13 protein-coding genes and 1 tRNA gene are annotated in these 11,277 nt (G+C 61.5%); 3 read left to right on the forward strand and 11 right to left on the reverse strand.

Features of this window, described 5'->3' with window-relative positions:
- The first annotated feature begins 93 nt into the window (after positions 1-93).
- Positions 94-375 (forward strand): DUF982 domain-containing protein, encoded by a 282-nt coding sequence (locus tag ASD50_RS24335; RefSeq protein WP_056243491.1) that lies wholly within the window; start codon positions 94-96, stop codon positions 373-375.
- 287 nt (positions 376-662) lie between these two features.
- Here ASD50_RS24335 and ASD50_RS16880 read toward each other — a convergent pair whose 3' ends face one another.
- The 8 genes from ASD50_RS16880 to ASD50_RS16915 form a co-directional block, all read right to left on the reverse strand.
- Positions 663-1,187, reverse strand: a complete 525-nt coding sequence (locus tag ASD50_RS16880) for a ferritin-like domain-containing protein (protein WP_056243494.1) — start codon at positions 1,185-1,187, stop codon at positions 663-665.
- Positions 1,188-1,410: 223 nt separating this feature from the next.
- On the reverse strand, positions 1,411-2,238 hold the full coding sequence (locus ASD50_RS16885; protein WP_056243840.1) for a Ku protein: 828 nt from the start codon (positions 2,236-2,238) through the stop codon (positions 1,411-1,413).
- Positions 2,239-2,399: 161 nt separating this feature from the next.
- Positions 2,400-2,585 (reverse strand): hypothetical protein, encoded by a 186-nt coding sequence (locus ASD50_RS16890; RefSeq protein ID WP_056243496.1) that lies wholly within the window; start codon positions 2,583-2,585, stop codon positions 2,400-2,402.
- Positions 2,585-2,827 (reverse strand): hypothetical protein, encoded by a 243-nt coding sequence (locus ASD50_RS16895; protein ID WP_056243499.1) that lies wholly within the window; start codon positions 2,825-2,827, stop codon positions 2,585-2,587. The genes ASD50_RS16890 and ASD50_RS16895 overlap by 1 nt, the downstream gene beginning before the upstream one ends.
- On the reverse strand, positions 2,824-3,558 hold the full coding sequence (locus ASD50_RS16900; RefSeq protein ID WP_056243500.1) for an SOS response-associated peptidase: 735 nt from the start codon (positions 3,556-3,558) through the stop codon (positions 2,824-2,826). Before ASD50_RS16900 ends, ASD50_RS16895 begins: the two co-directional genes overlap by 4 nt.
- Before the next feature lie 8 nt (positions 3,559-3,566).
- On the reverse strand, positions 3,567-3,839 hold the full coding sequence (locus tag ASD50_RS16905; protein WP_056243502.1) for a hypothetical protein: 273 nt from the start codon (positions 3,837-3,839) through the stop codon (positions 3,567-3,569).
- 376 nt (positions 3,840-4,215) lie between these two features.
- Positions 4,216-4,638, reverse strand: a complete 423-nt coding sequence (locus tag ASD50_RS23235; protein WP_056243504.1) for a hypothetical protein — start codon at positions 4,636-4,638, stop codon at positions 4,216-4,218.
- A 100-nt stretch (positions 4,639-4,738) separates the two neighbouring features.
- Positions 4,739-4,814, reverse strand: a tRNA-Thr gene (locus tag ASD50_RS16915).
- Between the two features lie 224 nt (positions 4,815-5,038).
- On the opposite strand from ASD50_RS16915, the gene ASD50_RS16920 reads away from it, so the two are divergent.
- A complete protein-coding gene (locus tag ASD50_RS16920; RefSeq protein ID WP_056243506.1) occupies positions 5,039-6,283 on the forward strand; it encodes a hypothetical protein in 1,245 nt (414 codons plus the stop codon).
- A 10-nt stretch (positions 6,284-6,293) separates the two neighbouring features.
- Here the strand turns inward: ASD50_RS16920 and ASD50_RS16925 are convergent, their stop codons facing one another.
- Both ASD50_RS16925 and ASD50_RS16930 read right to left on the reverse strand, forming a co-directional pair.
- On the reverse strand, positions 6,294-7,892 hold the full coding sequence (locus ASD50_RS16925) for a cisplatin damage response ATP-dependent DNA ligase (protein ID WP_056243509.1): 1,599 nt from the start codon (positions 7,890-7,892) through the stop codon (positions 6,294-6,296).
- A gap of 58 nt (positions 7,893-7,950) precedes the next feature.
- Complete coding sequence (locus ASD50_RS16930) at positions 7,951-8,961, reverse strand: ligase-associated DNA damage response exonuclease (RefSeq protein WP_056243511.1); 1,011 nt, start codon at positions 8,959-8,961, stop codon at positions 7,951-7,953.
- 131 nt (positions 8,962-9,092) lie between these two features.
- Here ASD50_RS16930 and ASD50_RS16935 point away from each other — a divergent pair, with 131 nt between their 5' ends.
- Positions 9,093-10,007 (forward strand): class I SAM-dependent DNA methyltransferase, encoded by a 915-nt coding sequence (locus ASD50_RS16935; RefSeq protein ID WP_056243513.1) that lies wholly within the window; start codon positions 9,093-9,095, stop codon positions 10,005-10,007.
- A gap of 754 nt (positions 10,008-10,761) precedes the next feature.
- Here the strand turns inward: ASD50_RS16935 and ASD50_RS16940 are convergent.
- On the reverse strand, positions 10,762-11,241 hold the full coding sequence (locus ASD50_RS16940) for a VOC family protein (RefSeq protein WP_056243516.1): 480 nt from the start codon (positions 11,239-11,241) through the stop codon (positions 10,762-10,764).
- Positions 11,242-11,277 lie beyond the last annotated feature (36 nt).

Raw genomic sequence — 11,277 nt, forward strand, 5'->3', positions numbered from 1 at the left:
GGACCAAGAAACATGCCGGACAGCGGTCTAAATTAGCATCCTTTGAAGCACAGGCGCAACCGCCGCTGCTAGGCTAAGGTTGCGCTAGAGTCCATGCCCGACGCGAATTTTGATATCCCGGTCTTGATCCGTTCGAGGCGATGGAACTGTGATTTAAAGATCGCCAGGGTAGCTCAAGCGGCGGTCGAATTGTCCTACCGTTGGCCGACTGACAAACGGGGGCCAACCTACAAGCGCGCGATTGCTTCTGTCGCCGGGGCTTTGGCGCGGCGCGTCGATGTCGGCCAAGCGTGTTCTGACTTTGTCGAGGCAGCGCGAGAGGCCGGGCTGCTGATTGAGGATGACACAAAAAAACCGCCTCAGGGGGAAGGTTGAGGCGGGCACTTGTCACTGAGCGGATGTATCCACCGCCCATGTCTGATTGGATCACGCTGGTTAAGCGACAACTAAAGCAAACCCGTCTTCGGGCCGGCGAAGACGGGTTTGCTATTCACGATACTCATCACTTGTTCGCTGCCGCCACTGTGGCGGGTTATGGTAAAGACGCGGTTAAGACTCAAAAAAAGCCGCCCGGCGTCATGGCCCTTTGTGCTGATTTACGACTGTCTCGAGGTGCGCCACGACCCCGGCAAAGCGCCAGGGTCGATATCCGCAGGTCTTGATTAGGCAGCTTCTGCCATGGCTCGTTGGTTGACCCCGCCTTCACCCAACGCGTTCAGCGCTTCGTCGGTGGCGGTTTCTTCTTCCAAAGTAGCCTGCAACAGCGATACGGCGTCGCTCATGCCGAGTTGCTCGGCCCATGCAATCAGAGTTCCGTATCGCGCAATCTCGTAATGCTCGACGGCTTGCGCAGCAGCCACCAGTCCTGCGTCAATAGCAGGAGAGCCCTTGTATTCTTCCAGCACCTCGGAGCCTTCATCGATGATGCCGTCGATGGCTGGGCACGTCTTGCCACGTGCCGGTTTGTCGAGAAGGTCAAATACCTGCTCCAATCGCTCGACCTGACCCTCGGTTTCCATACGGTGCTTTTCGAAAGCTGCGGCAACGTCCTTAGACTCAGCCCCCTTGGCCATCTTTGGCAAGGCCTTCAGAATCTTCTTCTCCGCATAATAAATGTCTTTCAACCCATCCAAGAAAAGGTCTTCAAGATCCTTGGATGAAGCTTTCGCAGATTGTTTGGCCGGCATTTTTCTCTCCATTCTGTGGAAGCCCCCCATAGAGACCCAACAACTCGCCAGAGGAAGGAGAGTTCCCGCTTGCGAAAGAACAATTCCACGTCCGGCACTTCGTCCGAACTGACCAAAGTCGTCGGCGCTCTCCGTCAGAGGGTTAGGCGACTCCCGCCCCCTTCTTAGGTCCGACTTGCAAATGGAGCACCCATCCAAGCCAAATGCTCATTCACTGCCAACTTCAAGCTGCCTTGGTCTTCTTGCCACCCTTCGCGGGGACGTTTCCGCCTTCCTGTTCGAGGCTCTTGCGCAGCACCTCCGCCAGGTTGACGACGTTCTTCGGCTCTGGCGGAAGAGCCTTTTTCGGCGGCTTCTTGCCTTTGCGCTTGGCGTCGATGAGTTCGATCAAGGCTTGCTCGTATCTGTCTTCGAACTTCGCCGGATCGAATTCGGTCAGCTTTTTGTCGATCAGCATGCCGGCGATTTCCAAAAGCTCGGGGTCTTGCTTGCCGGTCGGTATTCCTTCGAATACCGATCCTTCATCGGCCATTTCGCTGTGTGGCCGAAGCCACGTCAGAAGCATGCCTTCGCCGTACGGCTGGATGACGATCTCGTGGCCGTGCTGGTACATGACGACACAAGACCGCGCCGCCATCTTCTTGCTCTTCATCGCGTCCCTGAGAACCGCGAACGCTTCCATTGAAGGCTTGTCGGCTGGAATGAGGTAGTAAGGCTTTTCGAGGTAGCGCGTGTCGATATCGGAAATCGGCACGAACTCGTCGACTTCGAGCGTATGCTCTGAAGTCAGCTTCAGCTTCGTTATATCCTCGGCGTCGATGGGGATGAAGTCGTTCTTGTCGGCTTGCCAGCCCTTGATCTGTTCGTCGGCCGGCACGATGTCGCCTGTCACCTCGTCGGCATAGACGCTGTTCACCCGGTTGCCGGTCTTGCGGTTCAGGATGTTGAAACGGATCTTCTCGGCTTCTGTGACGACGCCGACGATCTTGACGCCGCAACTCACCGAACCAACTCGCAGGAAGCCTTTCCAGGCGGCACGCGGCGCAACCATGCTGATCTCCATCACCGAAGCGATTCGAACGGATGGGATAAGGAATCGTTCCGCCTATGTGACCAGCCAGCCAAACGCGGCCCACAAACCGAAAGCGACGATGGCGGCAATGACCAGCTTGCCGGCCGGGCCGATCTGCGGTTCGTAGGGGCGTTCGGGTGTCACAACACGCCTTCACCGTCCTGGCGATGCTCGTAGCAAAACCATCGCGACACGTCCGTTTTCAGCCGGGCGTAACCATAACCTCCCCACTTCTTGCAGCCCGGATGCTCGCACCAGTGTTCGAACAGGGTGCTTTTCGAGATCGGCGCAAAGCCTTCGGGCAGGCGGATAGGGTCTTCAGGCATCAACGATTTCCAACTCTCTGGGCGGCACGGATCAGCGCAAGTGTTGTTTCGACCTTGGCATTCTCGACATCCGCGACCTTGTGGGCGGCAATGAGCTTGCGCAGCGCCCGGCGCGCCTCGTCCGGGCTCCAGCCATAGGAGAGGGCGTCCACCATCAAAAGCTGGAACGCTGGCTCCAATGCCTCCTGGCAGTCGATATCACGATCCGGGTAGTCATCCTGGCTGCGGGGCGGGTCGATCATAGCAGCGTTCCGACCGGCTCGGGCTTCGTTGGCGGTTCCACGACAACCAGCATGTCCGCTGGGAGAGGGCGTTGCAGGTGCTTGACTTCATCCCAAGGCGCGGAAAGCCACAGGTCGACTTCTTCCGGTGTCGTCAGGATGACCGGCATGGCCTTCTGGTGGATCGGCTGCACCACCGCATTAGGTTGCGTCGTCAGGAATCCGTAGAGGTCAATGGTCACCGGACCTTCCTTGATCTTGCGGACCGAGGTCCACATCGGCACCCATATGCCGGCGAAGAATGCGAGGGGCTTGGTAGCATCGAGGGCGAACCAATGGTTCTTCTTCGTGATGCCGTGCGGCTCGGCAAAGCTTGTCATCGGCACGACGCAGCGGCTTTCGACGCCAAGCCATCGCTTCCAGTGCTTGCTGTCAACATTGCGGACGTTGGTGGTGCCGCGATCCGGCTCCATTTTCAGCAACTCGGCAAAATCTACCTTCTCTCCTGATTTCGCTTCCAACTTGGCGGCGCGTTTCTTGGCCGCCTGCATCAATGCGAATTGGGATGAGGGGAGGCCCCAGCGCACGCGCAGTAGTTCGCGTTCGCCGTCGGTGCTGTTTCGCACGATCGGTCCGAACGTATCCGGATAGACATCGATCGACGGCTCCAGGTTGCCCGACAGATCGCGCAGGGCGCGCGTCCATTGCAGTATGGCCTGTTGCGTCGTTGTCAGGTTGTAGAGGTTGCACATACGCTGACCTAGTTTATCCCGCCTCTAGACGCGGTGAGATTGATGTTCACCTGTTCCCGAAATGCATCCGACAGGGCCAAGGCCATTTCGTCATCATCAGGATATACGGTTCTGATCCATATCGCAGTCAATTGGCAAATCGCATGCTTTTGAGCCAAGCGGTCAAGCTTCATGATGGGCCGTAGCGACCGTTTGGCGGTTCGCATGATCTCGTTCCACTGTGGCTCGATTTCGGCGTAGGCGTCTGCCAGTTCCTCTTTGGTTGGGGTTACGCGCGGCATGGGCTTTCTCCATCACTTTGAAAGAAAGTGAACGGAATGAGAACAAAAGAGTCAAGCCACCTCTTGACCGCGTAGGAAAATGATCCTCTTTCATGAGGTATGCCGGAACCGTATTGGCCGAAAACGAAAGGGTATGTGCTGTCGAACCTGAACGACGGGCAACGGTTCGTGCGCATTCGGTGCCCATCGTGCAAAAGGACGCATCACTACTTCCCTACAGACCTGATTGCGGTCGTAGGCGATGTGGATGTGGATTCGCTCATGTATCGAATGAAATGCGGATGCGGTGGCTCTCACGTTCTCGATGTCACCACGGTCATCCCATCGGGGTCGGAAGCGGTAGGGTTAAAAATCCGTCGCCTGGTGGCGATCAAGGTCAAGCGGGTTCCGGTCTGGAAAGACGACTAGCTTTCACATAGCGGCGCTGCCGCCAATCGTATTTGACGCCGGCCGGGGCCTGAAAGCCTCGCGCCGGCTTTTTCGTTTCAGGTGTGGTCATGATGGCCATACCTTGGGGGGAATATGTGTGACGCATATTCCTTGGCATCCCCGCCTCTGCCTGCCGCTTGGCCTTGGCGATCCGGGCCACGTCGATCTTGTCCTTCTGCCGCCTGCAAGCTTCATGTGCTGGCGCGCAGTTCCTGTTGAGGTCGGGGCCAAGCAGCCCGAGCGCGATCAAATGCTCGATGGTCCACTGGTCGTTGTGCCGGTGGATCGGCTGGCCGCACAGGCAGCAAGGGGCGATGTTGTTGGCGGTGCAACGCTCGCCGAAAATGTGCTGGCGGCACTTCTGCGACATGCGCTGCCTCGGAGTGGTTCCGCCGTGGTTCCGCGTCTTTCGAAAGCCTCTCGGTCGCTGCCGTGGCATCGTCGCAAGTATATGATTTCTCGTGGGTTTTTGGTGCCGCTTAGGTGACTCGAACACCTGACCCCATCATTACGAATGATGTGCTCTACCAACTGAGCTAAAGCGGCCCGGGAGGCAATACCTCCAGAATGGCGCGGTTGATAACCGCAAGCCCGAATAAATTCAAGATGCGTTGTCGCCAATTCGATGTTGTCGACCCAGAATAGAGAATGCGCGAAATCGCTGCCGCGCAATGCTTTCGGCGGTGAATGCTGTACCTAGCCCCGTTGATTGATCGTCATTCAACGTTTAACGATCATGAAAATGGGGGCGGCTCGCAAAGGACATCTGCTTGGACGCGATCGAAAAAGCGATTCGCAACGCCTTCGAGAAGGGCAACGCCGAGGACAGGTCGTTCCGCGAAAAGGTGTATCGTTCGGCCTTCGCGGCGCTTGACCGTGCCTTGCAGGCCAATCCAGGCGTCACCGTCGAAACGGCGATCAACCGCCGCAAGGCGATGCAGGCCAAGATTGCCGAGATCGAATCGGAATTCCTGCCTGCAATCGAGGCGGCGCCGCAGGCTCCTCCGCAGGTCGTGGAAGACGGCGCCTCGGAAGATGAGCCGGCGCCCGTCTTCGAGGCGACACCTTCACAACCGAATGCGTCCGTGCCGACGATCGACATGCCCGGCGGGGCGGACGAGGCCGGCAACATTCCAGCGCACGAGGCTCCCGCCCTTGGTGCGGCGTTGAGGGAAGCAGCGCCCGGGTCTGTTCAGGAAGCCGTCGAACCGCCGCTTTCAGTCGCCGCCACAACCGATGCCCCGCGCGGGCGTATCATGCCGGTGGTGCCGGACATCATGCCGGAGCGGCCTTTGCCGGGTTCCGCGCCCTTGGCCGGCTCGACGGCTGATGTCGCGCCAGATCGCGACGAGCGCCGGGCGAGAGGCAAGCGCCGTGGCATACCTGCCCTGTTTGTCGGCCTGACGTTGCTCGTCCTGATCGCGATTGGCGCGTGGTGGCTGTTCCAGGCCGGCGTGTTCAAGACGCTGGAAGAGCGCGGTCAACTGCCGTCGCCGCCAGCAACTGTCGAGGATGAGGACTTCACGCCATCGTCTGATGCGGGCGCACCTCAGAAGCCCGGACAGGCCGACACCTCCGGAACCTGGATCACCGTGTTCACGCCGAAGGACCCGACACTGGTCAATGCGCCTGCCGACGCCAAGGCCGATGTGATGGAGGACGACACCGGGTCGTTCCTGCGCCTGCGCTCGGGCAGTTCCGGTTCCGCCGTCAGTTTCGACGTTGGGCAGGGCATCCTTGAGCAGCTTGCCGGCAAGCATGCGGTGTTCGTCATCAGCGCACGTGCCGAAGAAGGCCAGGAAACGCAGCTTTCCGTCGACTGCAATTTCGGCGAGCTGGGCGACTGCGGCCGTAAACGCTATGCCGTCGGTCACGAGCGCAACGAATATCTGTTCGACGTAGAGATGCCGGACAAACAGCCGGGCGCTGCCGGCACTATCGCCATCAATTCGGATTTCGAGAACAAGGGCAAGTCGGTCGACATCTACGAGATTCGTGTCTCGCCAGCCGATTGATCCCACTTCGCTATGTGTCAAGCAGCGCCCTCAGCGTCTCGATGCGATCGGCCTCGGCGGCTGGCTTATCCCAGCGCAGCCGCGAGATGCGCGGGAAGCGCATCGCCACGCCCGATTTGTGCCGGGTCGAGCGGTTGAGCCCCTCGAAGGCAACCTCCAGGACGAGGCCGTTGTTGCGGTCGGCGCGTACCGAGCGCACCGGTCCGAAGCGCTCGATGGTGTTGTCGCGCACATATTTGTCGATCTGGCGCAGTTCCTCGTCGGTGAAGCCGAAATAGGCCTTGCCGACCGGCACCAGCTCTTCTGCGCCTTCCGCCCCCGACCAGACTCCGAACGTATAGTCGGAATAGAAGCTCGAGCGCTTGCCATGGCCGCGCTGGGCATACATCAGGACGGCATCGACCGTGTGCGGATCGCGCTTCCACTTGAACCACGGTCCTTTCGGCCGCCCGGCTAGATAGGGCGAGTCCCAGCGCTTCAGCATCACTCCTTCGATGATCGGATGCGGGGGTGCGGCGCGCACCGTTTCAAGCTCCGGCCAGCCCCCGAATGCGACCAGCGGCGACAGGTCGAAGCGCGTCGGGTCGAGTGTCTTGACGAAGGCTTCCAACCGCTGCCTTCGCTCGTGAAACGGCAGGCCGCGCAGGTCTTCGTCCTCGATCTGCAACAGGTCGTAGCAGCGCATGAAGGCCGGATAGTCGCGCAGCATCTTCGGCGACACCGTCTTTCGGTTCAGCCGCTGTTGCAGGTCGGAAAAGCTGCCTGTCGCCGATGGCGTGCCGACCAGCAATTCGCCGTCGATCGCGCCGGAAAAATCCATCGCCTCGGCAAGGTCGGGAAACGCACCCGAAACGTCGTCGCCGGTACGCGAATAGAGCCGGTGCACACCACCCTCGCGCACCGCCTGCACGCGGATGCCGTCCCATTTCCACTCCGCCGCATAGTCGGCCGGGTCGAGCTTTTCGAGGTCGCCGTCGCCCACGGCATTGGCCAGCATGACCGGCCGAAACAGCGCCCGCGCCGACTTCTCGGGCTTGGCTGCACGCCCTTCCAGCCAGGCAAACAGGTCTGCATAGGGCGGGGTAAGCCCATGCCAAAGCTCCTCGATCTCGGCGACGTCGACCTTGCCAAGATCGGCCAGCGCCTGCTTGGCGAGCCGGGCCGACACGCCGATGCGCAGGCCGCCGGTGACCAGCTTGATGATGGCAAAGCGGGCCGAGACGTCTGCCTCGTCGAGCAGCCTTGCCAGCACTTTTGGCCCGTCGGAGCGACTTGCCGCCTGCAACTGCCGGACCACCCCGGCCAGCGTCGGCGGAACCCGGTCCTGTCGTTCGCTCGGTGCAGGCCACACCAGCGAAACGGTCTCGGCAAGGTCGCCGACATAGTCGTAGGAGTAGCCGAACAGCACCGGGTCCATGCGCTCGGCCACCAGCGTGCGCAGCATCGCCGGCTTGACGGCGGCGATGTCGAGATTGCCGGTGATCGCCGCCAGCGCCAGCCCGCGGTCCGGGTCTTCGACGGCGCGGAAATAGTCGGTGAGCAAAGTCAGCTTGCCGTTGCGCGACGGTGTCAGCACCAGCCGGTCGAGCAGTTCGGCGAAGCGGTTCATGGCTTTTTCTGCCGCGTGGTCCTGGCCGGAAGCCGGCTTTGACTTTCCGTCCTCATGCTCAATCCCCCTCGTCTTCGTAGCCGACGAGATGCAGCGGCCGTGCGGCGATGCCCTCGAGTTCGCACCAGCGCACCAGCGCTTCCTCGCGGCCGTGCGTCACCCACACCTCCGAAGCGCCGGTGTCGCGGATCGTCGCCGTCAGTTCGTCCCAGTCCGAATGGTCCGAAATGATCAGCGGCAGTTCCACCCCGCGTTGCTTCGCCCGCTGGCGGATGCGCATCCAGCCTGAGGCGAAACAGGAGACCGGATCGGGAAAGCGCCGCGCCCAGCGGTCGGAAAAGGCGGCGGGCGGCCCGATCACCACAGCGCCGGCAAAATCGGCCTTGCCGCCGCCTTCGACGGTCGCCGGCAAAAGCTCGCCAAGGTCTATGCCTGTCGCCTGATAATACTCGCTGATCTTCGCCAGCGCGCCGTGGATGTGGATCGGCTTGTCGTAGCCAGCCTGCCGCAGAAGGCTCATCACCCGTTGTGCTTTGCCCAGCGCATAGGCCCCGACCAGATGCGAGCGTTCGGGAAATTGCGCCACCGATTTCAGCAGCAGGCCGATCTCGTGATGGTCCGGCGGATGGCGGAACACAGGCAGGCCGAATGTCGCCTCGGTGATGAACACGTCGCACGGCACCACCTCGAACGGCGCGCAGGTTGCATCCGGCTGGCGCTTGTAGTCGCCGGAAGCGACGATGCGCGTTGCCTGGTGCTCGACGCGGATCTGCGCCGATCCGAGCACATGGCCAGCCGGGTGAAACGAGACTTCGACGCCGTTCAGCCTCACGCGCTCGCCCGGCTTTGCCGCCTGCGTTGTCTCGGCAAAGCCCTCGCCATAGCGCAGCGCCATGATGGCAAGCGTTTCGCGTGTGGCCAGTACCGAGCGGTGGCCGGCGCGGGCATGGTCGGAATGGCCATGCGTGATCAGCGCGCGCTCGACCGGGCGCACCGGATCGATGAAGAAATCGCCGGGCGGGCAATAGAGCCCTTCCGGGCGAGGATGAAGCAGGTCGCTGGCGCGCATGGCTGAAACATAGGCAATTCCAGCCGTTCGGGAAGGCCGCTTCGTCAGCTTGCTGACAGCATCTTGAAATCCGCCAAATCCTCAAGCATAGCAGCGCTCCCGGCAATTCCTGCCGGCGGAACCCGTTACCCATGAAACCGCTCCAGGCCTCGTCCGGCGACCTGATCGCCGACCGCCGTGCCGATTTTGCGGAAATGCTGCATGCCGCCGGCGACCATGCCCCGGCAGCCGACCTCATGCTGGAGGCGCTGGCGCTCGCTCCCGGCTGGGCGGCGGGCTGGTTCCTGCTGGGCGAGATGCAGGAAGCCGCCGGGCGCATCGACGAGGCGGCATCGGCCTGGAACAAGGTGCTGGCGCTCGACCCTTCCGACCGGCTCGGCGCCACCTTGCGGCTTGGACTGATCGGCGAAGCGACCGATCTGGCAACGCCGCCGTCGGCCTTCGTGGAGACCCTGTTCGACCAGTATGCCGACACCTTCGATGCCGCGCTGGTCGAGAAACTAGCGTATCGCGTGCCGGCGCTGCTGTCCGAAGCGATCCACATGCAGGATGGCCGCATGTTCGGCCTCGCGCTCGACCTCGGCTGCGGCACCGGCCTGATGGGCGAGATGCTGCGCCCTTTCGTCGGGCGGCTGGAAGGCTATGACATTTCCGCCAGCATGTTGAAGAAGGCCGAGGGCAAGCGGCTCTACGATCATCTGGCCAAGGCCGACCTGCAAGTCTTTCGACATGACGGCCCCAGGGCCGATCTCGTTACCGCCGCCGATGTCTTCATGTATCTCGGCGCGCTCGACAACATCGTCGGCAGGATCGCCCCGCTGATTGCCGCCGACGGGCTGTTTGCCTTCTCGGTCGAAAAGCTGGCGGGACCGGGCGACTATGCCTTGCAGCCTTCGCGCCGCTATGCGCATTCGGAAATCTATCTTCGCAGGCTGCTTTCCGCCAACGGCCTTGCCGTGCTGTCGCTGGAGGAAAAGGTCATTCGCAAGGACCGCCTCGAGCCTGTTGTCGGCCTGATCGTCGTGGCAAGGCCCTTCGCGAATTAGGTGGCTGGCACCGATTGCGCCTGTTCATCGCCACGCACTTAGACCCCCTCACCGCCTCGCTTTGCTCGGCACCTCTCCCCCACTTCGTAGGGGCGAGGAAACGCGTCCGGATGTTGTACGGTCGCTTTCCTCTCCCTCGGAACGGGGGAGAGGTGGTTCGCGCAGCGAACCGGTGAGGGGGTATGCTTATTCATCGCCACGCTGCCTTTCGGCCCTGGCCATTTTCAAAGAGCTGACCTCTGATGAGAGGTCGGGAGGACGGGCGGCCGTTCGGTCGCTCGTTTAGGTAAGTAGTGCGGCCTTGCGGCCGCCCGTCCGGTGGTCTTGCCTCCCTGAGGGGGCGCTGCCGTCCAATGCGGCCCGCTGGCTCAGTCGAGGCCCGGACTTGGGGGCTCATCACCCAGCCGCACACCGTTATGCGACCAATCCGGCACCGACGCCCCTCCCTGATACCCGGTGCGCACCAGGTCTCCCGCAAGGGCGATGGCAGGGATTATGGGGGAGATGCAGCGGGTGGGGAAAAGTGGGACGGAAGATTTTGTGAGACGTGAGTGGGATCAAGGGGTTGGGAGAAGTGTGGCCGGAATTTGATCCACGCCGGTTAGCTCAGCGCTGCCCTCACCCTTACCCTCTCCCCGTAAACGGGGAGAGGAAGACGTCAGCGTTTGCGCTCAACCTCCCATCCTCTCTCGCTTCGCCCGAAAGAGAATTCCGGGATGACGAAGCGGCGGGGTGACGCTTCAACCCGCTGCCCTCAGCCGCGTCGCGCGGCATCGATCGCGGCGACGTCGATCTTCTGCATTTTCATCATCGCATCGAAGGCACGCTTAGCCTCTGCTCCGCCAGCCGCCATCGCCTCGGTCAGCGTGCGCGGCGTGATCTGCCAGTTCAGGCCCCAGCGGTCCTTGCACCAGCCGCACTCGCTTTCCCTGCCGCCGTTTCCGACGATGGCGTTCCAGTAGCGGTCGGTTTCCTCCTGATCGTCGGTGGCGATCTGGAAGGAGAAGGCTTCGCTTTGCGGGAACTGCGGACCGCCGTTCAGCCCGATGCAGGGGATGCCGCAAACGGTGAACTCGACCACCAGCACCTCACCCTGTTTGTTGGACGGATTGTCGCTGGGCGAGCGCCAGATGGACCCAACTTTGGAATCCGGAAAGACGCTGGCATAGAACTTCGCCGCGGCCTCGGCGTCCTTGTCGTACCACAGGCAGATCTGATTTTTCGGGGCAGGCATGGATGGGTCTCCTCGTTGGTCAAACTGCACGTCCCT

The sequence above is a fragment of the Mesorhizobium sp. Root552 genome (assembly GCF_001427285.1).
Lineage (GTDB): Bacteria > Pseudomonadota > Alphaproteobacteria > Rhizobiales > Rhizobiaceae > Mesorhizobium.

Excerpts from the sequence above, each read along its gene's own strand:
- ASD50_RS24335 (WP_056243491.1), top strand. The coding sequence starts at position 94 with ATGCCCGACGCGAATTTTGATATCCCGGTCTTGATCCGTTCGAGGCGA.
- ASD50_RS16880 (WP_056243494.1), bottom strand. The coding sequence starts at position 1,187 with ATGCCGGCCAAACAATCTGCGAAAGCTTCATCCAAGGATCTTGAAGAC.
- ASD50_RS16885 (WP_056243840.1), bottom strand. The coding sequence starts at position 2,238 with ATGGTTGCGCCGCGTGCCGCCTGGAAAGGCTTCCTGCGAGTTGGTTCG.
- ASD50_RS16890 (WP_056243496.1), bottom strand. The coding sequence starts at position 2,585 with ATGCCTGAAGACCCTATCCGCCTGCCCGAAGGCTTTGCGCCGATCTCG.
- ASD50_RS16895 (WP_056243499.1), bottom strand. The coding sequence starts at position 2,827 with ATGATCGACCCGCCCCGCAGCCAGGATGACTACCCGGATCGTGATATC.
- ASD50_RS16900 (WP_056243500.1), bottom strand. The coding sequence starts at position 3,558 with ATGTGCAACCTCTACAACCTGACAACGACGCAACAGGCCATACTGCAA.
- ASD50_RS16905 (WP_056243502.1), bottom strand. The coding sequence starts at position 3,839 with ATGCCGCGCGTAACCCCAACCAAAGAGGAACTGGCAGACGCCTACGCC.
- ASD50_RS23235 (WP_056243504.1), bottom strand. The coding sequence starts at position 4,638 with ATGTCGCAGAAGTGCCGCCAGCACATTTTCGGCGAGCGTTGCACCGCC.
- ASD50_RS16925 (WP_056243509.1), bottom strand. The coding sequence starts at position 7,892 with ATGAACCGCTTCGCCGAACTGCTCGACCGGCTGGTGCTGACACCGTCG.
- ASD50_RS16930 (WP_056243511.1), bottom strand. The coding sequence starts at position 8,961 with ATGCGCGCCAGCGACCTGCTTCATCCTCGCCCGGAAGGGCTCTATTGC.
- ASD50_RS16935 (WP_056243513.1), top strand. The coding sequence starts at position 9,093 with ATGAAACCGCTCCAGGCCTCGTCCGGCGACCTGATCGCCGACCGCCGT.
- ASD50_RS16940 (WP_056243516.1), bottom strand. The coding sequence starts at position 11,241 with ATGCCTGCCCCGAAAAATCAGATCTGCCTGTGGTACGACAAGGACGCC.